This window comes from Sphingomonas sp. SORGH_AS_0879 (genome assembly GCF_030819175.1).
Taxonomy (GTDB): Bacteria; Pseudomonadota; Alphaproteobacteria; order Sphingomonadales; family Sphingomonadaceae; genus Sphingomonas.
Genome location: NZ_JAUTBJ010000002.1, coordinates 3,135,523 through 3,155,317, shown reverse-complemented (window position 1 = coordinate 3,155,317; position 19,795 = coordinate 3,135,523). Strand labels below are relative to the sequence as shown.

Below are 19,795 nucleotides of genomic sequence, written 5' to 3'. Positions count from 1 at the left end.
CTCAGGCCAACATGGTGTGCAGCGCGGGGCTGATCCATTCGATCGGTTCGCCCGGCGTACGCCACAGGAAGCGGGCGGCCAGCCCTTCGCGGATCGCCAGAACGCGGGCATCCTCGGGTTGGGCGACGCCCAGCGCAGTCGCCCAGGCATCGGCATGCATGGCGGATGAGTGGAGGACGCTGACGCTCATCGCATGCGCGACCGGGCGACCGGTTCGGGGATCGATCGTATGCCGACCCCGGACATAGTCCCCCGATGTCGCGACCGCGAGTTGGTGGAGCGCGACCCGCAGCGGCGCGAACCGGTCGTCCGGCGTTTCCAGATCGACCCACCAGGGATCGCCATCAGGCCGCAATCCGCGCCCGACCAGTTCGCCGCCGATTTCGACCAGCGCATGGCGCACGCCCCGATCGGCCAGCAGATCGGCGATCCGGTCGACCGCATGACCTTTGGCGATGCCGGACAAATCCAGCCGCAGGCCGCCCGGCTGGCAAAGGCGGCGGGGCAGGGGTTCATAGTTCAGGCGATGCCAGCCGCCGGAGGCAAGCGCGTCGCGGAACGCCGCACCATCGGGGGCATGGGGGGCGGGCGTGGCGCCATAGCCCCAAAGATCGACCAATGCCCCGATCGTCGGATCGAAGGCACCGTCAGAGCGGCGGGCGATGGCAAGACCCGTCGCCATGACCGTCGCGAAATCGGGCGGCAGGGTGACCCATGTCCCCGCCGCCCCGGCGTTGAACCGCGAAAGATGCGAGTCCGCCGCCCAATGGCTCATCTCCCCGACCAGTGCGTCGAGCCGGGTCTGGATGGCGGCGCCCAGCACCTCAGGATCGAGGTCGCGCGGGCGAGCGAAATGCACGCGCCAGCCGGTGCCCATCGTCTCGCCGCCCAGCGATACCGTCTGTGCGCCCCGGTCCCATTCCTGGAATGCCGCCGGGTCGAGCGCGACCGGCACGGCGATCCGCGGAACGGGGCGGGGCGCGGGCGTCATCAGGGCGCGGGGACCTCGACCGTGGTGGTGTAGCTCATGCGCCGTTCGGTCGCGCGCGGGATGCTGGGATGCGCATCGGTCGCGGTCGCGCTGATCCAATAGGTCCCCGCAATGGGCCATGTCACTCGGACCACGCCGTCCGTGCCGGTCGTCAGCTCCTGCGCCTGTTCGGCGGCGCGGAACTTCTTGCTGCCGGGCACGACCGTGACCTTGATCCCGGCGGCGGGCTTGCCGTCGATCAGGAAGCGGAACTGGCCGGGCTCGTCGGCGACCAGCGAGGAGGGGTGGCTGATCGGCTGGAACTCCAGCCCCTTGCCCGTCGGCGTGAAGGCGGCGGTGGTCGGTGCCCCGGCGGTGACGAAGGTGAAGTTGCGGCTGATGCTCTCGGTCAGCTTCACATCGGTGGCATTGGCCGGGATCTCCTCGACCGTCGCGACGGACCGCACCGGGGCGCCGGACTGGCCGGGTGCGCCGCCGCCCGGACCTCCGGGCCCACGCCGCCGCCCGACGCGCCACGTCTCGCCGTTCAGCGTGAAGCTGCCCATCACCGCGTTCATCTCGCTGCCGATCTTCCAGGTGCCGGGGCGGTCGATCTTGACGTCGAAGGTCGTGCGATAGCGGCCGGTGGCGCCGTTCTGCACCTCCGCCGGGGTTCCCTCAGGCGTCCAGACCTTCACCTGCTCCAGCGGAAAGGCGACGTGATCGGGATAGAAGAGGTCGTTGGAAATCGCCGCATCGACCGTCACCCACTGACCAGTGTCGGCCAGCGTCGTGGTGGAGGGCAACAGCCACATGCGGTGCGCGAGCGCGGGCGGGGCGAGGCAGGTCAGGCTGACCGTGGCGATCAGCATCGAAAGTCGGCGCATTTTGAACTCCCTGTTCAACGAATGGTGACCGAGCCGAGCTCGGTGGAACCGGTGGCGGAGCCCGTACCGGCGGGGGCGTTCAGCGGGATCGACACCAGCTCGCGGCCCCCGGTCTCGCGCGCCGCCTCGACATGCAGGACATATTGCCCGGCGGGCAGGTTGGCGGGCAGCGCAATGCGATAGGTGCCGGGCGGCCGGGTCGCGCCGGAGACGCCATTGGCGGGCAGGGTCAGGCCACGGCCCCCCTTGCGCCACCAGCTACGCAGATCGGCGAGCCATTTGGTCCCCGGCTCCGCCCCCGCCTTGCGGACGTCATACCAGACGAACAGGGTGCGCGCCGGACCGCCGCCTGCGGGCTCCAGCCATCCGGCGACATAGGGACGGTGATATTCGGCGACGTTCAGGCGCGGGATGGTGACGCTCACCGTGCTGGCCGCACTGGCGGCGGTGGGCACGGCAAGGATGGCGGTTGCGATCAGCGGGGCTTTGAACATGGATGTCCTCCGTTCAATGAATCAGGAAAAGGGCGAGCAGCACAGGGATCGCCAGGCTGGCACCGGCCAGCGGCCAGGTCGATGGTCGATGCCTGGCGTGAAGCTGGAGCAGCAGCAGGCCGGTCAGGGTGAAGATCAGGCAGGCGACCGCAAAGGCGTCGATGAACCAGAACCAGGCGTCGCCGGTGTTCCGCCCCTTGTGCAGGTCGTTGAGATAGGAGACCCAGCCGCGCCAGGTCGTCTCGGTCGAAACCCGGCCATTGCTCCGGTCGATGCTGACCCAGGCGTCGGTGCCCGGCGACGGCATGGCGACATAGACCTCCTCGTCGGACCATTCGGCGGCATGGCCGCTGGGGTCGAGCGCGTATCGGTCCGCGATCGCGCGTGCCACCGCGTCGGGCAGGGGTGCCTTGGCGTCATGCGGGCCCTTCAACTGGCCGAGCAGGGGGGCGGGCAGCACGCCGCCGCCTTGGGTCACGCGCGGCTCCGCCCCGATCGACGCGGCATGGTTGAGCGTCAGCCCGGTCACCGCGAACAGCATCATCCCCGTCAGCGACAGGGCCGCGCTGATCCAGTGCCAGGTATGAAGCTGTCGCAGCCAGATCGCCCGTGCCTTGCGCGGCGGGCGCGGTGTGCGGGTGGCGGCGGAAGAGGGCGGTCGGTCGGGCATCGAGAGGGAATCGTCCTTGCGGCACGGTGCTGGTCGACAGCCGTCTTAGCTATTGCGAGCGACTTGCAGAAGTGATTTTTCCGTCATGGCTCAGAACCGCGCCGCGATCCCCATCCAGACCCGCGCCGGATCGATGACATAGCCGAACCGCTCGAAGGTCAGCCGCTTGTCGAACAGGTTCATGACGCCGCCGTGCAGGGTGAAGCGCCGCGTCATCTTGTAGGACGCGCCGATGTCCACGGTCGTATAGGAGGGGGCGACGGTCGCATTGCCGCTGATCTGCGCCTCGGTGATCGCCTCCTCGCCACGAAAGATGCCGCGCACATAGCCGCTGAACCGCGTGTTCGGCTTCCAGTTGAGCGAGGCGCTGGCCTGCTGCTTGGGTGTGTCGTTCAGCGCCGCACCGATATTGGCCCCGCTCAACTGCTCGGAATCGGTCAGCGTCCCCGTCGCGTTCAGCCGCAGCGTCCGGGTCAGCGGGACATCCACCGTCGCTTCGATCCCGCGCACCTTGGCGCGGTCGACATTGACATAGGTCGTCGGCGGACGGCCGATCGAACTGAGCGGCTCGCCCGTGCACCAGGCATTGGCGACCAGACAAGTGACGCGGGTGATCTTGTCGTTGAACCGCGTGTCATAGGCGGTCAGGCTCGCCTGCACCGCGCCGCCGTCATAGAGCAATCCGGCCTCGACGGTGCGTGAGGTTTCCGGTGACAGGTCGGGATTGCCATAGATGGTGCCGCCCCGGCTCGACTGGCCCCAATCTGCCAGGGTCTGACGCAGATTGGGCGCGCGGAAGCCCTGCGAATAGCCGCCCTTCAGCGTGAAGGCGCGGTCGATCTCCCACACGCCATAGATACGCGGCGTCCAGTGGGTGCCATATTGCTGATCGTCGTCCATGCGCAGCCCGCCGGTCAGCCGCAGCCCGGTCAGCAGGGTCAGCTCGTTTTCCGCGAACAACGCCATCTGCCGCCGCCGCGCGCCGTCGCGGGTCGAGCCCGCCAGAAGGTTGCCGACCGTGTCGGTCAGGTCCTCATGGCGATAGAAAGCGCCGACGCTCAGGGAGTTGGACGGCAATGGCACCATCCAGATCGACTGGCCGACCAGGTTCTTGATCTGCTTGCCGTCCTGGATGCTCTTTGCATCCTCCAGCTGGAGATAGCTTTCCGATGTGGCGAAGCCCCAGCGGCCGCTATGGCTGATCGAGCCGACGGCGCGCCGTTGCGACTGGATCGTCTCGGTGCCGACCGGCACGGTCGCGCTGGTCGCCACCGTCTTGCCCGCCGTCGTCGTCACGGTCTGGCGATAATAGCCGAGTTCGGCGAGGAAGCTGTGATCGGGTCCGGCGTTCCAGCCGATCTTGCCCGCCAGGCTCTCGTCCTGACGCTCGGGCGAACCGCCGATGACGCGGTCCTCGGCACGCCGGGTCGCCGCGCCCTGCAACTGGATGCCGACCGATCCGGCGATCGGGCCGGACAGGTAGAAATTGCCGTCGCCGACATTGCCATAGTCGGAGCCGAGCTGCATCGTCCCGTTGACGCGCGCGCTGCCGCGCCAGGTCTTGGCGATCCGGCGGGTGATGATGTTGACCACGCCGCCCATCGCGTCCGATCCGTAGAGCGACGACATCGGCCCGCGCACGACCTCGATCCGCTCGATCGCCTCCAGCGGCGGCAATTGTCCGCCTTCGGAGATGTTGCCGCCATTGGTGCGGGTCTCGCGGCTCGACAGGCGCTTACCGTCGACCAGGATCAGCGTATATTGCGGGGCCATGCCGCGGATCGAGATATCGCGGCTATTGCCCTCGCCCGGCGTCACGGTGACGCCCGGAATCTCCAGCAGCGCATCGGTGACCTCGCGGTAAGGCAGCCGGTCCAGATCCTCGCGGGTCAGCACGCTGATCGAGGCGGGCGCGTTCTTGACCTGTTGCTCGCGCCCGCCCGAGGCGGTGACGACGATCTCATCCGCGCGGGTCGTCTGTTCGGTGGGTGTCGGCTCCGAACCGGCGGCGAGCGCGGGTGTGGAGCAGGCGAGCGCGATGAGCGCCGCGGTCGAGCGGTTTGCGATGGTCGGCATGGAGGTTCCCGTTTTGGCGCTTGCTATTGCAAGTCGTTCGCAGCCCTATGCCGTCTGGGTCGGGGACCGGCCAGACGCGAAATACGAATAATGCTTATTCATCCCGGTCATGCGCAATGGCTGGCCAGCAGGTCGGCGAGCCACTGGGTCGCCTGGTCGCGCGCGCTGCGTGGATGCCAGAGCAGGCGATAGTCGAGCGGGGCGATAATCTCCGGCGCGGGGCGGATCGCCAGACCATGGCTGTCGGCGAAGCGCGTGGCGGCCCGGCTGGGCAGGGTCATCAGCGCGTCGCTGCCCGCCAGAAGCGCGGGTGCGGCATGGAAATAGGGCAAGCGGGCCGTGATACGCCGCTCGGCGCTGCGGCTGCCCAGCCGGTGTTCGACCCCGTCGACGGCCATGTCGCCGACCACCACGCCGATATGCGGCCAGGCGAAAAAATCATCGAGCGGCAGTGGCGCGTCCCGGCCCGCCAGCGCATGACCCTGGCGCATGATGCAGCGGAACGTGTCGGAGAAGAGCGCGCGGCTGGGGACCGTATCCCGTTCCGTCGGCAGGCCCGAGACGACCAGGTCGATCTCGCCCGAGGCGAGCTTCTGCATCATGTCCGGGCTGAACGGCACGATGTCGATCGTGACCGCCGGAGCCTCGGCGGTGATCGCCGCGAGCGCGGGGGCGATCACCGTCAGGACGCCATAGTCGGTCGAGGCGATCCGGAAGCATCGCTCCAGCGTGTCCGGCGCGAAGCTGGGCGCATGGAGCAGGGCACTGGTGGAGGCGAGCCATTCCTCGACGGGACCGACCAGCCCCTCGGCACGCCGGGTCCGCTGCATCCCGCCGCTGGTCCTGACCAGAAGAGGATCGTCGAGGATGTGCCGCAATTCTGCCAGCGAACGACTGACCGTCGGCTGGCTCAGTCCCAGCCGCCGGGCGGTCCCCGTGACGCTCCGGGTCTGGAGGAGCACCGCCAGGGTCGCCAGCAAATTCAGGTCGATATGCCCCGGATGAATGGTCCCGCCTCTTCAACGTCAATATTGATATTGCACATCATTACTAAAAGCCGGTGAGGCAGGCAATCCGGGAGAGGGAATTCGATCGCCTGGTTCCTTTGGGTTCATAGGTCGGGGGACATGGCACCGCCTTCAGGCGGCCTTTTCCAGAACCGAGCGAAGCTGGGCTTCGGTGGCGGCGATGGCTGCCTTGGCGGCCTCGGGTCCGAAGACAGTGCCCTCCACGCGGATGATTTCGACGTCGGTCAGGCCGATGAAGCCCAACAGGTGGCGCAGATAGCCGGTCTGGAAATCGAAGGGGGCCCAGGGCCCGTCCGAGAAGACGCCGCCTGCGGCCGCAACCAGATAGACCTTCTTCCCGGTCAGCAACCCTTCCGGACCAGCGTCGCCATAGCCGAAGGTCACGCCCGGCCAGGTGATGTGATCGAACCAGGCCTTGAGCTGCGACGAAAGGCCGAAATTGATCATGCCCGAACCCAGGACGATCATGTCGGCGGCCTTGACCTCCTCGACCAGCACCTGCGCCAGGCCGACCGCGTCGGCCTGCTCGGGTGTGCGAGCCTCGGGCGTCGCGACACGGCCATGGATATAGGCCGGGCCGATATGCGGGGGCGGGGCCGCCGCAAGGTCACGAGTGACGAGCGTACCGCCCGAACGGGTCCGAAGACCCTCGGCGATCTCGGTTGCGAAGCGGGTGGACAGGCTCTCGGCCCCACGCGGGCTCGACGTCACGAGAAGGATGTTGGTCATGGTCGTTCCAGCGGGCATAGGGTAGTAACGATTTGTTACCGACGCTAATAAAGTGACCGCCAAGGCCCCCGCAAGAAGGCACTCCAATGACACCAGGTGACATGGATTTTCCTACCCCCTGTCAAGAAACCGACTGCCGGATGGTGCGCGAGATCCTGGACCTCGTCGGCGACAAATGGAGCCTCTACATCATCGCGACGCTGAAGGACGGGCCCGTCCGGTTCAACGAACTGCGGCGCCGGATCGAAGGCATCTCGCAGCGGATGCTGACGATCACCCTTCGCGGGCTGGAACGCGACGGGTTGGTGAAGCGGACACTCTTCCCCACCATCCCGCCGCGCGTGGATTATGAACTGACGGATGTCGGACGGTCGCTCCTCGCGCCGGTCATGGCGATCACCCTGTGGGCGAACGACCATCAGGACACCATACAAGACGCCCGCATCCGCTATGATGCGAGCCAGGAGCGGAATCCGTAATTCGTCGCCCCGATCGATCCGTTCGCAAGAGCCTGAATCGGATCGCCACCATCGCCCCTTTGGGCCGCCGACGCCTCGGACGGAATCGACGGCCTCGGGGGTTACTTTGCCGCCGTCACCTCGATTTCGACGAGGAAGGCGGGGCCGGCGAGTGCCGCGACCTGCACCGTCGAGCGGGCGACGGTGTTGGGGTTTTCGGGTGTGCCGAAGAATTGCTTGAACCCGTCGTTCATGCCCGCAAAGTCCATTTTGCCGCCCAGCTTGGGATCACCCGCGACGAACACGGTCATCTTGATGATGTCCGCCATGGAGAAGCCGCGCGCGGCGAGGATCGTCTTGATCTTGTTCAGGACACTGACCGTCTGCGTCTTGGTGTCGCCGAAGTCGGCGATGGTCAGTTGCGCGGGCGGCGTCTTGGCGGCCGGGTCGATCGGCGAGGCGAGCTGGCCCGAAAGGTAGAGCATCGTCGCGCCGGGCTTCACCGTCACCCCCTGAAGGATCAGGCCGGGAGGCGTGTTGGCGTGGCGGGTGACGGGGCCGCTCTGCGCGAAGGCGGCGGACGCGCCGCATAGGGCCAGCGCAATGACGGGGGCAGCGAGCAGACGGAACGACATGGATGGTTCTCCGGTAAGCAAGGCTGGCGGGCGCCGGGGTGGCGCCCGCCAAAACCCTATCAGAAGCTGACGTTGATTCGGGCGTAATAATAACCGCCGTTGATGCCGTAAGGGCTGAAGGTCAGCGGCGAGTCGAGCACGTTGCCGCCATTGACGAGCGTCTGGTTGGTGGTGCCGGGCACCAGCGGGATCGTCGGCGGCTTCTTGTTGAAGACGTTGTTGGCGCCCAGGGCGAGGCCGAGCGAGGGCGAGATGTCGTAATTCAACTCGACATCGCCGATGAAACTCGTGCCGATCGTCTGGTTGTAGAAGGTCCCGCCATCGGGGCTCAACTGGGCCGAGCTTTTGCCATAGACGGTGCCGCGCAACGTCGCCGAGAATTTGTCGATGCTGTACAGGACCGAGGTGATCACCTTCACCCTGGGCGAGGCGGTTTCGATGTTGGACTGCGCGCCCAGGTTGAACAGCGGGATGACCTGGGACGTGGCCGGGTTGGTCAGCGCCGCGGGCGCCGCGATCAGGCGTTGCAGCTTGGTCTCGTTGTAATTCCCCGCGATCGTCCAGAGCGCCTTGCCCGCGTCACCGAAGTCCGAGCTATAGCTGACCACCAGGTCGACACCGCGGGTGCGGGTATCCGCGCCGTTGGTGAAGATGTTGATGCCGGTCTGACTGACCGTCGGGTCGAGCACATTGCCATTGGCGATGATCGCGTCGCGCACGATCCCGAAATTGACCGCGCCGCCGCTGCCGAAGATCGACCCAGTGCCCAGGATGCGGTCGCGGATCTTCACCTGATAGGCGTCGAGCGTGATCGTCAGGGCGGGCAGCGGGCGGATCACGGTGCCGAGCGAATAGTTGGTCGACTTCTCCGGCTTCAAATTCTGGAAGCCGATCAGCTTGGCCGCGGCGGAATTGGCGGGGAGCTGCACGAAGGCCGCGGTCGGCGAGACGTTGGTCGCGGAATAATAGGATTCGGCGAGCGTCGGCGCGCGGAAGCCGGTCGATACCGTGCCGCGCAGCGCGAAAGCGTCGGAGAAGTCATAGCGGCCCGTCGCCTTGTAGATGAACCGGTCGCCGAAATCGGAATAATTCTCATAGCGTCCGGCGACGTCGACCTTCAGCGCCTCGACCGGGTTGGTCGCCAGGTCCAGGTAGAGCGACTTGGCGGTCCGGCTGTTCACGCCCGCGTCGGAGGGACGGAAGCCGGGATAGGCCTGGCCGCCTTCCTTGTAGATCGATCCGGGATCGCCTGATCCGATCTCATAGACGTTGCGGCGATATTCCGCGCCGAACGCGACGTTGATCGGCGTGGCCAGCCCGGCCTCGATCTCGCGCCGGACATCGGCGTTCACCGTGAACTCGGTCGATTTGAAGAGGCCGTTATAGAAGCTGGTCGGGGTGAAGCCGGTATCGGCATAGAGCGAGGCGTTGGCCGAATCGACCGTGTAGATTTCGGCCTTGTCCTGCCCGAAGGTCGTCGACAGGTCATATTGGAAGCCGCTGACGGTGCCGCGCACGCCGCCGGTAAAGGCCATGTCGTCCTCGCGGATCTTCTCGCGCGGGGTGAAGCCGTTGACCGGGTTGTCGCCATCGGGATCGAAATAGGTCGTCACGCCCCCGACGGTGCGCGACACGCGGGTCGGCACGCGCACATTCTGGCGAGCGCTGGCGATCCGCTTGGAATAGGTGCCGAAGCTGTAGACCTCGACATCGCCGAAGTCATAGGCGGTATTGTATTGAAGGTTCGTCAGCCAGGACTGGGCGTCGCCGTTGATCTTGTTGACGTAAGGAAAATTGTCCATCAGCGGAAAGAGTTGTCGCTGGAGCGCATTGAGCGAGGGATTGGACGTTGCGGTCAGCAGCGCGCCGCTACTGTCGGTCACGCGCCGGTCGAGGCCGCCGACCTGGGTGAAATCATGGAAGCGGTGAAAGGCGGTGACGTTGAAATAGCCGCTCTCGCCGACCTTGGTCGCCAGATGCAGCGTACCCGCCAGCGTGTCGCCGCCGACGTCGTAATTCTTGCCAGCGGTAATATAGCCGTCGCCGCCCGACGCATCGTCCTTCAGGATGACGTTGATGACGCCCGCGATCGCGTCCGAGCCATATTGGGCCGCCGCGCCGTCCTCCAGCACTTCGATCCGCTTGATCGAGGAGGGGCTGATCAGGTCGAGGTCGGCGGTCGCCGCGCCCTGGAAAGGTCCGCCGAGGACCGCGAGGTTCGAGGTGCCGTGTCGCCGTTTCCCGTTGACCAGCACCAGCGTGTGGTTGGGGCTTAGGCCGCGCAACCGGGCCGACAGCGTCAAATTGGCCGTGTCGCCGCCGAACGCCTGCGCGACGAAGGAGGGGACGAGCTGGGTCAGCACCTGGTTCAGGTTGGGCTGGCCGACATGGCTGAGCGCCTCTTCACCCAGGACCTTGATCGGGGCGGCGCTTTCGGCGGCGGTGATGCCGGTCGCGCGGGTGCCGGTGACGATGATCTCATCGCCCTTCTGCGCGGGGGCGGCGGCTGTGGGATCGGGTTCCGGATCGGACATGGTCGTCGCGGAGACGGGCATGAGGCCCGACGTTACCTGTGCCGACGCGGCGGTGTTCGCTCCGAACAGCAGGCAGGTCGTCAATGCGATAGAAGACACGGCATGGCGATTCATCATGGTTATCCCCCTTGTTGTAGCGCAACAAACAGGATCCGCTCCCAGTCATGTCTTTTTGATTTTATGTATTCGTGACGATGTTTCCGTAGATAAAAACCGATCTGGAGGCGTTCATGATTTTATGAACGTCCAATCAAGGCAAGTCGATTATTTGCAGTAATGCCAAGTTTTATTGGAGTATGTCACAAATTTATCACATGAATATTCAAAGCGCGCGGCAACGCTGCGACCGGCGCTTATGCGGGGCCGGGCGGGATGTGGTTGCAAGGATCGGAGGCGGGGCGGGGGCTGGCCACCCCGCCTCCGCCGGAATCAGGCCGCGCGTCTGGCCGCGGCCGGGCCCTCGCTGGCGACGCGCCGGGCAAGGGCGCTCACCTGCCGCCGCGCCGACTGGATGCCGCCTTCCTGCCATCCCGGCGTCTGGCTGAGCGCCGCGCCGGCGAAATAGACGCGCCCCTCCGGCTCCTGGAGGACGCGATAGGCGGGAGTATCGATATGCCCCTCCTGCCGGCCGTTGGCGCTTCCGGCGTTCCAGTCGGGCCAGGGGCCCAAGCTGAAGGGGATTTTGTGCCAGTTGACCGCCAGGCCGTTGACGCAATCGGCGCCGTGCCCGGGGTGCAGCCGGTCGATGACGCCGCGCGAAAAGGCGATCTGCTCGGCGATGGGTCGCTTCTGGAATTCGGCGGCGGCCGGGCCGGAGCTATAGCAGCCCAGGATCATGCCGCGCTCGCTGTGGAGCCCCGCCGATGGATACCAGATCAGCGTGGTCGGCCCGCCGACGAACGAGATGCCGCCATAAATCTGCTCGCGTTCCCAGAAGCGCGGGCTCTCAAAGGCGACCTTGTTGGAGTAATCATACTTCACGTCGGCGATGGCGCGCTTCAGCCGGGGGGAGAAGTTCGTGGCGATCCCCGCCAGCACGGGGAAGGGGATGGTGCAGATCAGATAGTCGGCGGGGACGGTGGTCACGACGCCGCTGCTCCGGTCGCGATAGACGACCTCGACCCCCGCCGGTTTCTGACGAATCTCCGTCACCTCGGCACCGAGCAGCGCGGGGCGCCGCAGATGACGGTCGAAGCCCGCATGAATGCGGTCCATGCCGCCCACCGGCTCGAACATCGTCGCCTGCATGTACAGATTGTCCTCGAACAACGTCATCGGCAGACGCTGGTTGGCGAGCAGCTGGTCGAGCGGCATCGCGGTCGACGGCGAGGCGAAGGTCACGCCCGCGCCCGGCGCGGTGCCGAAGCCCGAGCGCTCGCTTCCCTTGAAACTGCCGTCCGCGTCGAGATCGCCATAGGCCTTCAGGAAGGGCATCAGCCGCTCGCGATCGACCGCGCTGAGTTCCCGGTCCAGCGAGCCCTGGTTGATCGCCTTGGCCAGCAACTCCGCGATCCGGCCGCGCATGTCGTTGATCGCGGTGCGCATCCGGATCTTCGACCCGTCATCGCCCATGATATAGGCCGATCGGCTGGAATTGACCTCCACCTCCATCGGCACGCCGAATTTCTTCGCGTAGCCGAGCAGCCCCTGGTGAAAGCTGGGGATACGGGCGGGTCCGGCGTTGAAATAGATACCGTCGGAGAAGCGCGCGGTCTGCGTGTCCTCGCCGTTCATTTCGATCCGGTCGCCGTCGCGCACTGTCCAGGCCCGTCCGCCGACGCGGTCGCGCGCCTCCAGCAGGGTGACCAGGAAACCCGCCTGTTCCAGCTCATAAGCGGAGGTGAGCCCGGCGATGCCCGCCCCCAGCACCACGACATGCCGCCCGCGCCCAAGCCCCTGGGGCAGCGATTCCCAGTTTTGCGCATGGGCGATCCCCGCGATTCCGAGCGCCTGCATCGCGCCCATCATCGGGCCGATCCCCGCCAACATTCCCAATTTGCCCAGTACCGCTCGCCGTGTTGCCATGCCGTCCTGTTCCCCCCTTGGTCCAGATGCTGAAGCAGCGGACGGCGAGACGCCGTCACACCCACCCGTCAGCATCCCCTCGGCGTCAGGATCACAGGTTCCGGGGCAACCCAAAGGGATCGCCACGCAACTTTCGGTCACTCGCTCGTCTGGCGAGTGACTCAAAATGAAAACTAGTCGGCGCTAAATTGCAACTTGTTTATTGTGTCGACCAAACCGGTCCGTCCCCTCGGGCACGGACGACCATGTCATGACGATCAGGCCAACGGCCTTCGTCGCCCCTTGGTTGCTTGAGGGGTGTCTTGCGCGAAGGGTGTCGCAGGATGAATGATGACAGCCTGCGAACCGTGCGTCCGGCGGCAAGGCATCGTTGGATCGTTCGTCTTGCCGCAGATGCCGGATGGCGTCGACATGCAGGCCTAATCGCAGTCAAAGCAACGCTTTATCGTCGACCACGCCTTACCCGACAACCAGAACAGGTTGCTCGTCGATTTGCCTCTCACTGGGAATGAACCAAACCGGAGTCACCCAGGAAAATCAGTCAACAGGTTCATCGCTTCGGCTAAGGACGCTCATGACCCGTTCGGTCACATACTATTAGGGATGATGGAAATATCTGATTATACTGGAAAAGTCCTGTCCAGTAGATGTCATGCGATAGCATGACGCGGTGACATGGGGAGTTCCTATCCACGCCAAGAGAGAGACCGTTACAGCCAACAACAGCCTTTGTCTCCAAAATCCAATCCCAAGGCCCATGCCCTGAACCAGTCATGCGGATTGTTTTCGATCAAATTAAAAAAGGTTGAGAAACACCGGAATTTACTCCATTTTGGTTACAGATGTCGATTGGGGGACAGGTGAGCAACCATTGGACCAAATTGGCGGCCGATCCGGCGGGGTTTCGCGATGACGCGCCTTTGGCTATGGCGATCTATGACGCGCTGCTTGATAGTCACGCCAGCCTTTATCTGCTGCTTGATGCCGACTTGCGTGTTGCGATGGTCAGCCACTGCCTTGTCGACGGTCGCAGGATCCAGAGCGATGCTTTGATGGGGCGACCGCTTGATGCGATTTTTGGCGGCGATATCGAGGCGATCGCGCGCGATTTGCGTTGTCGCCATGCGGGGCGAAAATCGCGACGTGTTTACCGTCTTCGCTTGCGGGGGGAGGATGATCAGGCCGGAGTGATCAGGGCCATTTTCTATCCGCTCGATGTCGAGGGGCGGGAGTATTGGTTCGTCGACGCCGCGCCGCTTTCGGCCGAAATGGAGTTTGATCGACTGAAAGCCGACTTTGTCGCGAATGTCAGCCACGAGCTCCATACGCCGTTGGCGTCGATCGCCGGCGCACTCGGGTTGATTGCTGCCGGGGCAACCGGCGAGATCAGCGATGATACGGCGCAGATCGTACAAGTGGCGCTCAATAGTACCCACCGGTTGATTCGACTGATCGACAATCTTCTGGATGTCGAACGGATCGCGATCGACAGGCTCGATTTCTCGTTGGAACGACAATCGCTGCGTGCGATCGTCCGCAGTTCCATCGATGAACTCGTGCCACTCGCGTCAAGTCGCGGCATCAGCGTGATATTGGAGGACGATGGCGGACCTGACTTCGCGTATATTGATCGTGATCGATTGTCTCAGGTCATGATCAACCTGCTTTCGAACGCGATCAAATTCTCGCCGGAGGAAGGCCGGATCCGGGTGGTGTTGACCACCGGGCATACGTCTCAACACGTCGCCGTGATCGATCATGGCATTGGCGTTCCCGAACAATTCCAGAAAATCATCTTCGATAAGTTCGTTCAGGTCGACACCCAGCCTCGCCGCAAGAAAGGCGGCGTTGGGCTGGGGCTGGCGATCAGTCGTGATATTATCGAACGCCTCGGAGGAAAATTATGGTTCACGCCCAATCCGGAGGGGGGCGCGATCTTCCACGTGGAAATCGCCACGGTGGAATAGCATTTACACAAATTTAACGAATATCTGTTGTTCTGCTTGCTCCACTAGGTCAAGTATCGTTTTGGCGGCGGTCCGGATGCGTTGCAAATCTTCACGTGATTGCGGACTAATGCCAGCATCATGCAGATTGATGATTTCCACCAAGCCAATAATGATGCCAAGTTGAGTGCGCATCTTGTGGCACATTTTGCCGGCACGGGTTTCAGGCATAAGTCGTCAGCTTCCATTGTTCGTTACCGGAAATCGTGCCATAAAATCCGGATGAGCGTGGCGGGGGCAGAGATTCGCGGATTTTCCATCTCAATGGAATGATCGCGTCATGCGGGGGAATCGGGGGTGGATGGACGTTAGTAACGCCCTTAATCTGTTGTACGTTGATGACGAGCCGGATTTGGTAAGTGTCGTCGTGCGATCTTTGAACCTCGACCGAGCATTTGCCGTGCGTGCGGTTCTTTCCGGCGCCGATGCGATTGCGATGGTGAGGGATGGGGCGTGGCGACCCGATGTGGTGTTGCTCGACGTCACGATGCCCGATCTTGACGGGCCGGAAACGTTCGACCGTTTGCGTGCGCTGTTGGGCGATGTGATACCCATCATCTTCTTTACGGCACGTACCCAGAGCGACCAGGTGCGACAATTGATGATGCGCGGCGCGGCGGGTGTGCTGGTGAAGCCATTCGATCCGCTGAGTTTGGCCCGGGATGTGCGGATGCTGGCGACGAGGTGGCGCGATCTTGATCATGACGCCCGGAAAGCGTCGATGGCTGATAGATAGCCGCCGGTTCATGGCGAGACGTTGCCGATGACCTGTGCTGTGCCGGTGAAGACATAGCCGGTGCCGCGTGCGGATCGAAGGGGCAGGGGGGTGCCGGTGCCCTGTTCGATCTTACGACGAATGCGCGAGATCAGCACATCGAGACTGCGATTGTCGACACCGAGCCTCGGCTTGCCCAGGCGGGCATTGATGATGTCCCGTGAATTGGGGCGGCCGGGCTGTTCGAGCAGGGGCAGCAGCATCAGATATTCCGCCGAGGTCAACTCGATGGCGTTGCCATTGGGGGCGGTGAGCGTCCAGCTCGCGAGGTCGAGCGTCCAGTGCGGTTGCGGCGTCGCCGAGCCGCCGTCCTCGGGCTGTCCACCTTGTGTATCGGCCCGTAACCTGCGTGCCAGATTCCGAATAACGCTTTCCAGCTCGGGCATGTCGACAGGTTTGGACAGATAATGGTCGACGCCCATGGACAGGCCGAGTAGCCGATCGTCGCGACCCGAGCGCCCCGTGAGCATGATGATCCCTGCCGACGATCGCGCGCGGAGTCGCGCGGCTTGCAACAAAGCCGTTTTCGCCGGGAAGATTGACGTCGAGCACCATGATCTGAGGCTGCTTGGCCTCCAAAATCAACGAATCGAGATTAGCCGTATCGGGATAGGATTCGGTTTCCATCCCGACCATGCGCAGGTACCGCTCGAGCATCGAGCGCATCTCTTCGTCATCTTCAATGATTACGATACGAAAATCGTTGTTTTGCAGTGCCATATCAGGGTACCACCAAAGCGTTTAGGTTTCGGCCGAATGCGATGGCTGTGCAGGCGATGTGGGCTATACGTACGCCTAGGCGACGGAAGGCTCACCAAAGCTTATACGGTGCCGCGATGCGGCAGGATCGGAGAGGATGTGATTGCTTTGATTGCTTCCTCCAATGCGGCAGGGTCGGATATATTATCATCAATTCGGATACATCGGGAAAGTGGACAATACAAAATGTAACAATAATAAATACAATGAAATGTATCGATAATTAACGGCACATTGTGCTCATATTTCAACTATGCACGTGCCGTGTAATGGAGCAATTATACTATTGTGAGTAAATATAGCATCGAATCCTATGGACTGAATCGATCTTGTATTGATATGGATTGTGGCATTGACTGAATGTCGACCGCTACAAGGGCGGTGATCGCCGATTATATAGATTAATCAAAAATACAGTCGTGATTAATTGTGTGACGTGCGGGATTTTCCGACCCTGGAGTTCCGAACTTGCGACACGAGCCGTCCTCGCTCCGAGCACGATCGACAGACCCTTTGGGGGGGGCCTTGGTAGGCGGGATGTAGTGCTGGAATGCTGATCTGACATTTCTTTCGACTGAGCATTGCCGCCTGGTTCGTCGGTGCTCTGTGCATCCGACGTCTGCCGGTTTGTGTATGGCCACTCGTCGCGTAGGCCGCCGTTAAGATTCTGTTGAGGCATTGTCTGTCGGCTTGATTTGCCTGGCTGTGGTCCAGCGTAGAATGTCATTCTCGTAAGATCGGCAGTATAGCACCTTTGAAGTAAATTTTTTTGGCCGTCGCCCACGCGAATGGTTCTGGATATACCTCGTTCCCTCTTGTCCTGTATTCTTTCCTGAAGGTTTGAGGTATCCGAAAATGCAGGTTAGGTAAATGTCAAGAATAGGGGGTAGTGCAAGTCGGGATACGACTCGTATTACGCAGATGGTGGGGTGGTTTTGATTGCGAAGTAAATTTCTGAATTCCTTCAAGTTGTAATTGTTTCAATATGTATCATACTGCTACTAAATTTAAATGATAACTTGTTCTTAAAGATGCTAGGCGCAATGCGCGCTCATATTTCTGCTGGATCGAATATTGTTCCATGCCGAATAGAGCGGAAGACTGATAGATGCATTGCAAGAGATTTGCCCGATGGCTGCCCGCGCTGTTGATATGCGGCGGACAGCAGGCCTTGGCGCAGACGGCGGTCGAGCGGAATCTGCCACCGGCGCCTGCCGCACCAAATCCCGGACTGGTGGTCCCGGACGCTGTTCCTGCACAGCAAGACGATACGCCGCTTGGAGCCACGCTTCGCGCGATCGTGCTGCTTGGCGATGGTGAGCGGCCCGTTGAGGCGGCGGGGGTTGCGGACGGTGTTGACGCCGGACGCGTGGCGATACTGAACAATGACGGTGCGCGCCGAGTCCTGCGACGCTTCCTCGGTCAGCCGCTGACGCGGCGCCGGATCGCGGAGATCGAGGCCGAGATCGCGCGGCTGGCGCGCGCAACGGGGCGCCCCTTCATATCGCTCTCCACGCCCGAACAGGAGATCACCGGCGGCGTTCTGCAAATCCGGGTCACCGAGTTTCGGCTCGGGTCGCTGAAGGTAACGGGTGTATCGACCGCGGAGGCGGAGCGGATAGGGCGGGCGCTTCGCGTCGCGCCAGGCGAACCGATCAACAGTCGCGCCCTTTCGGAAGATCTGGCTTGGCTCAATCGTCTGCCGGTCCGCGACACCTCGGCGCGTTTCGCCCCAGCCGACGCGGCGGGGCGGACCGACCTGACCGTGGTCGTCGAGGAGCCTCGGCAGTTTCGCCTTTATGCCGGCTCTTCGAACACCGGGTCGCAAAGCACCGGTTTGGCGCGACTGTTCGTCGGCGCGGTCGCAGACATCCGCCTATTGCCAGGCGCCTATATCTCCTATCAGCTGACGGGTAGCCGCGACTTGCTGATCGATGAGGGCCGTTTCTTCGCACCGAAGCGTCCGCGTTATGTCGCGCAAGGCGCGCGCGTCGCGATCCCGACCTTCGCGCGGGAGAATGTCGAACTGACCTTCAGCGACTCGCTGACCAATCAGCATCCCAATGCGCTCTTTACCGTTCGTCAGCGGACGACCGAACTCACGCTGGCCTATCGTTCGGCCTTGTCGAACGCCGGGCTGCCCGCAGGGTTCGGCGACATGCTGTTCGGCATCGAATTGAAGCGCCAGCATCGAACCGTGCTGTTCGGCCCACTGACCGCGCTCGATGTTTCCGCCGATATCCGGCAATATATGGTGGGCTGGTCGCGGGATTGGTTCGGGAATGGGGAGCAGGGCTCGGCGAACATCGCGGTCCATGTCAGTCCGGGCGGATCGGCGGCGGAGCTTGCCGCGATCACCAATGGGCGCACGCGCAATAGCCGCTTCGGCTATGTCACGTTCGACCTCCGCCATGTCCAGCGATTGACGCGCGATCTGTCGCTTACCCAGAGCGCGACGCTGCAATATGCCAAGTCGGCGTTGCCCTTGTCCACGCAGATCGGCCTGGGCGGCGACGGGCTGGCGCGCGGTTACACCACCGACGACGGTGCCTTCGATACCGGTTTCGTGTTGCGTAACGATCTGAATCTGCCCGTCACCTCGCTGTTTGCGAAGGGCGGTCCGAATGGCGACGTGCTGGCGCCGCGCGTGTTCTTCGACCTGGCCTATGGTCTCGACCGTATCACCCATCAGTCGTCGACGCTCGTCTCCGCTGGTTTGGGGGGCGACTATCGCATGGGGCGCGCATTCACGCTGGGCGTCGATGGTGGCTGGGCCTTGACCAACGGCCTGCGCAGCCGGGCCGGCTCACCGCGTGTCCAGGCGCGTGCCTCTCTCTCATTCTAAAACTTCTACACATCATGATGAAGCCAAGGAACCAAGCATGACCGACAATATTCCGCTCGAAGGTACGCAATTTCTCTATTCGCGTCCCGAAGCGCTGCACTCCGCCGTGCATGCGGATCTTCGCTACCGTCCCGAGGGTGCGAGCTTCGATCATGCGACTCAGGTGCATCTCGTCCCGCTGCTGGTGGGTGAATTCATGCAGGCGATGGCGCATTATCCGGTGATCTTCGCCGGCCCGGAAAAGACCCCGTTAGCGGTGATGGGTCTGGCCGAAGGACAGAATCTGTTCGTGCGCGATGGCACGTTCGAGGCCGGCTGCTATGCCCCAGCCTATCTGCGCCGCTATCCGTTCACGCTGGCGGGCGCCGGCGAAGAGCAGTTCGTGGTCTGTGTCGATCGCGATGCCAAGGGACTGGTGTCCGAGGGTGACGGGGAGCCGCTGTTCGAGGATGGCGAGCCGACCGGCTTTACCAAGAACGCCATTGCATTCCTTGAAGAATTCGAGCGTGAGCGCAAGCGCACCGAAGCCTTTGTCGACTTGCTGAAGGAAGCCGACCTGTTCGAGGTGAAGAACACGCTGTTCCTGCATGGCGGCGAAAGCGAGCATATCGCCGATTATTATGGCGTGGACGAAAAGAAGCTTGGCGAGCTGTCCGACGAGCTTCTCCTGCGGCTGGCGCGGAGCGGGGCCCTGATCGCAATCCATGCACACCTCTTTTCGCTGGCGCGCTGGGACGCTCTGATCGCGCGCCGCGACGCGCTGGCCCCGGCTGAGCCTGCGACGGAGCCGACCTACGCGGATTAACGCGATGCGGTTGTGACAGCCGCTTATTACCCCCGCTCGGCGGTCGAGGTCGCAAGACTTCGGCCGCCATTTTTTATTTGTAACTAAAAGTAACGTCGC

17 protein-coding genes and 1 pseudogene are annotated in these 19,795 nt (G+C 63.2%); 5 read left to right on the top strand and 13 right to left on the bottom strand.

What is annotated here, in order from left to right; genetic code table 11:
• Position 1 precedes the first annotated feature (1 nt).
• The 7 genes from QE379_RS15095 to QE379_RS15065 form a co-directional block, all read right to left on the bottom strand.
• Positions 2-991 (bottom strand): FAD:protein FMN transferase, encoded by a 990-nt coding sequence (locus QE379_RS15095; protein ID WP_307001743.1) that lies wholly within the window; start codon positions 989-991, stop codon positions 2-4.
• Positions 991-1,857, bottom strand: a complete 867-nt coding sequence (locus tag QE379_RS15090; protein ID WP_307001740.1) for a DUF4198 domain-containing protein — start codon at positions 1,855-1,857, stop codon at positions 991-993. Before QE379_RS15090 ends, QE379_RS15095 begins: the two co-directional genes overlap by 1 nt.
• A 14-nt stretch (positions 1,858-1,871) precedes the next feature.
• Positions 1,872-2,351, bottom strand: a complete 480-nt coding sequence (locus QE379_RS15085) for a DUF2271 domain-containing protein (RefSeq protein WP_307001738.1) — start codon at positions 2,349-2,351, stop codon at positions 1,872-1,874.
• A gap of 13 nt (positions 2,352-2,364) precedes the next feature.
• Positions 2,365-3,021, bottom strand: coding sequence for a PepSY-associated TM helix domain-containing protein (locus tag QE379_RS15080; RefSeq protein WP_307001736.1), 657 nt, complete (start codon positions 3,019-3,021; stop codon positions 2,365-2,367).
• A 90-nt stretch (positions 3,022-3,111) separates the two neighbouring features.
• Positions 3,112-5,097 carry a TonB-dependent receptor domain-containing protein gene (locus QE379_RS15075; protein ID WP_307001734.1) on the bottom strand — a complete coding sequence of 662 codons (1,986 nt, stop codon included), beginning with the start codon at positions 5,095-5,097 and terminating at the stop codon, positions 3,112-3,114.
• A gap of 107 nt (positions 5,098-5,204) precedes the next feature.
• Positions 5,205-6,077 carry a LysR family transcriptional regulator gene (locus QE379_RS15070; RefSeq protein ID WP_307001733.1) on the bottom strand — a complete coding sequence of 291 codons (873 nt, stop codon included), beginning with the start codon at positions 6,075-6,077 and terminating at the stop codon, positions 5,205-5,207.
• Between the two features lie 159 nt (positions 6,078-6,236).
• Entirely contained in the window at positions 6,237-6,854 is a 618-nt protein-coding gene (locus QE379_RS15065) for an FMN-dependent NADH-azoreductase (protein ID WP_307001731.1), read from the bottom strand.
• Between the two features lie 140 nt (positions 6,855-6,994).
• On the opposite strand from QE379_RS15065, the gene QE379_RS15060 reads away from it, so the two are divergent.
• Entirely contained in the window at positions 6,995-7,333 is a 339-nt protein-coding gene (locus tag QE379_RS15060) for a helix-turn-helix domain-containing protein (protein WP_307001729.1), read from the top strand.
• 101 nt (positions 7,334-7,434) lie between these two features.
• Here QE379_RS15060 and QE379_RS15055 read toward each other — a convergent pair whose 3' ends face one another.
• The 3 genes from QE379_RS15055 to QE379_RS15045 all read right to left on the bottom strand — a co-directional run bounded on the left by QE379_RS15055 (position 7,435) and on the right by QE379_RS15045 (position 12,506).
• Complete coding sequence (locus tag QE379_RS15055) at positions 7,435-7,947, bottom strand: RidA family protein (RefSeq protein ID WP_307001727.1); 513 nt, start codon at positions 7,945-7,947, stop codon at positions 7,435-7,437.
• Between the two features lie 59 nt (positions 7,948-8,006).
• On the bottom strand, positions 8,007-10,598 hold the full coding sequence (locus QE379_RS15050) for a TonB-dependent siderophore receptor (protein WP_307001725.1): 2,592 nt from the start codon (positions 10,596-10,598) through the stop codon (positions 8,007-8,009).
• 312 nt (positions 10,599-10,910) lie between these two features.
• Positions 10,911-12,506 carry a flavin monoamine oxidase family protein gene (locus tag QE379_RS15045; protein ID WP_307001723.1) on the bottom strand — a complete coding sequence of 532 codons (1,596 nt, stop codon included), beginning with the start codon at positions 12,504-12,506 and terminating at the stop codon, positions 10,911-10,913.
• Between the two features lie 860 nt (positions 12,507-13,366).
• On the opposite strand from QE379_RS15045, the gene QE379_RS15040 reads away from it, so the two are divergent.
• The gene (locus QE379_RS15040) at positions 13,367-14,473 is read left to right on the top strand and encodes a sensor histidine kinase KdpD (RefSeq protein WP_307001721.1); all 1,107 of its coding nucleotides are present in this window, start codon (positions 13,367-13,369) and stop codon (positions 14,471-14,473) included.
• Positions 14,474-14,476: 3 nt separating this feature from the next.
• On the opposite strand, the gene QE379_RS15035 is transcribed toward QE379_RS15040, so the two are convergent.
• Positions 14,477-14,683, bottom strand: a complete 207-nt coding sequence (locus QE379_RS15035) for a hypothetical protein (protein ID WP_307001719.1) — start codon at positions 14,681-14,683, stop codon at positions 14,477-14,479.
• A 130-nt stretch (positions 14,684-14,813) separates the two neighbouring features.
• On the opposite strand from QE379_RS15035, the gene QE379_RS15030 reads away from it, so the two are divergent.
• Positions 14,814-15,248, top strand: coding sequence for a response regulator (locus QE379_RS15030; protein ID WP_307001718.1), 435 nt, complete (start codon positions 14,814-14,816; stop codon positions 15,246-15,248).
• Positions 15,249-15,256: 8 nt separating this feature from the next.
• Here the strand turns inward: QE379_RS15030 and QE379_RS15025 are convergent, their stop codons facing one another.
• Positions 15,257-15,757 (bottom strand): response regulator transcription factor, encoded by a 501-nt coding sequence (locus QE379_RS15025; RefSeq protein WP_307001716.1) that lies wholly within the window; start codon positions 15,755-15,757, stop codon positions 15,257-15,259.
• Between the two features lie 52 nt (positions 15,758-15,809).
• A pseudogene (locus tag QE379_RS19635) lies at positions 15,810-16,007 on the bottom strand (response regulator); the annotation flags it as partial.
• Between the two features lie 1,408 nt (positions 16,008-17,415).
• On the opposite strand from QE379_RS19635, the gene QE379_RS15020 reads away from it, so the two are divergent.
• Together QE379_RS15020 and QE379_RS15015 are read left to right on the top strand one after the other, a co-directional pair.
• Positions 17,416-18,891 carry a ShlB/FhaC/HecB family hemolysin secretion/activation protein gene (locus QE379_RS15020; RefSeq protein WP_307001714.1) on the top strand — a complete coding sequence of 492 codons (1,476 nt, stop codon included), beginning with the start codon at positions 17,416-17,418 and terminating at the stop codon, positions 18,889-18,891.
• Positions 18,892-18,928: 37 nt separating this feature from the next.
• A complete protein-coding gene (locus QE379_RS15015; RefSeq protein ID WP_307001712.1) occupies positions 18,929-19,696 on the top strand; it encodes a SapC family protein in 768 nt (255 codons plus the stop codon).
• Positions 19,697-19,795 lie beyond the last annotated feature (99 nt).

Bases quoted from the DNA above. Each gene is read 5' to 3' on its own strand.
- QE379_RS15035 (WP_307001719.1), bottom strand. From the start codon at position 14,683: ATGCCTGAAACCCGTGCCGGCAAAATGTGCCACAAGATGCGCACTCAA.
- QE379_RS15055 (WP_307001727.1), bottom strand. From the start codon at position 7,947: ATGTCGTTCCGTCTGCTCGCTGCCCCCGTCATTGCGCTGGCCCTATGC.
- QE379_RS15060 (WP_307001729.1), top strand. From the start codon at position 6,995: ATGGTGCGCGAGATCCTGGACCTCGTCGGCGACAAATGGAGCCTCTAC.
- QE379_RS15065 (WP_307001731.1), bottom strand. From the start codon at position 6,854: ATGACCAACATCCTTCTCGTGACGTCGAGCCCGCGTGGGGCCGAGAGC.
- QE379_RS15090 (WP_307001740.1), bottom strand. From the start codon at position 1,857: ATGCGCCGACTTTCGATGCTGATCGCCACGGTCAGCCTGACCTGCCTC.
- QE379_RS15095 (WP_307001743.1), bottom strand. From the start codon at position 991: ATGACGCCCGCGCCCCGCCCCGTTCCGCGGATCGCCGTGCCGGTCGCG.
- QE379_RS15050 (WP_307001725.1), bottom strand. From the start codon at position 10,598: ATGATGAATCGCCATGCCGTGTCTTCTATCGCATTGACGACCTGCCTG.
- QE379_RS15030 (WP_307001718.1), top strand. From the start codon at position 14,814: ATGGACGTTAGTAACGCCCTTAATCTGTTGTACGTTGATGACGAGCCG.
- QE379_RS15075 (WP_307001734.1), bottom strand. From the start codon at position 5,097: ATGCCGACCATCGCAAACCGCTCGACCGCGGCGCTCATCGCGCTCGCC.
- QE379_RS15080 (WP_307001736.1), bottom strand. From the start codon at position 3,021: ATGCCCGACCGACCGCCCTCTTCCGCCGCCACCCGCACACCGCGCCCG.
- QE379_RS15045 (WP_307001723.1), bottom strand. From the start codon at position 12,506: ATGGCAACACGGCGAGCGGTACTGGGCAAATTGGGAATGTTGGCGGGG.
- QE379_RS15015 (WP_307001712.1), top strand. From the start codon at position 18,929: ATGACCGACAATATTCCGCTCGAAGGTACGCAATTTCTCTATTCGCGT.
- QE379_RS15025 (WP_307001716.1), bottom strand. From the start codon at position 15,757: ATGCTCACGGGGCGCTCGGGTCGCGACGATCGGCTACTCGGCCTGTCC.
- QE379_RS15085 (WP_307001738.1), bottom strand. From the start codon at position 2,351: ATGTTCAAAGCCCCGCTGATCGCAACCGCCATCCTTGCCGTGCCCACC.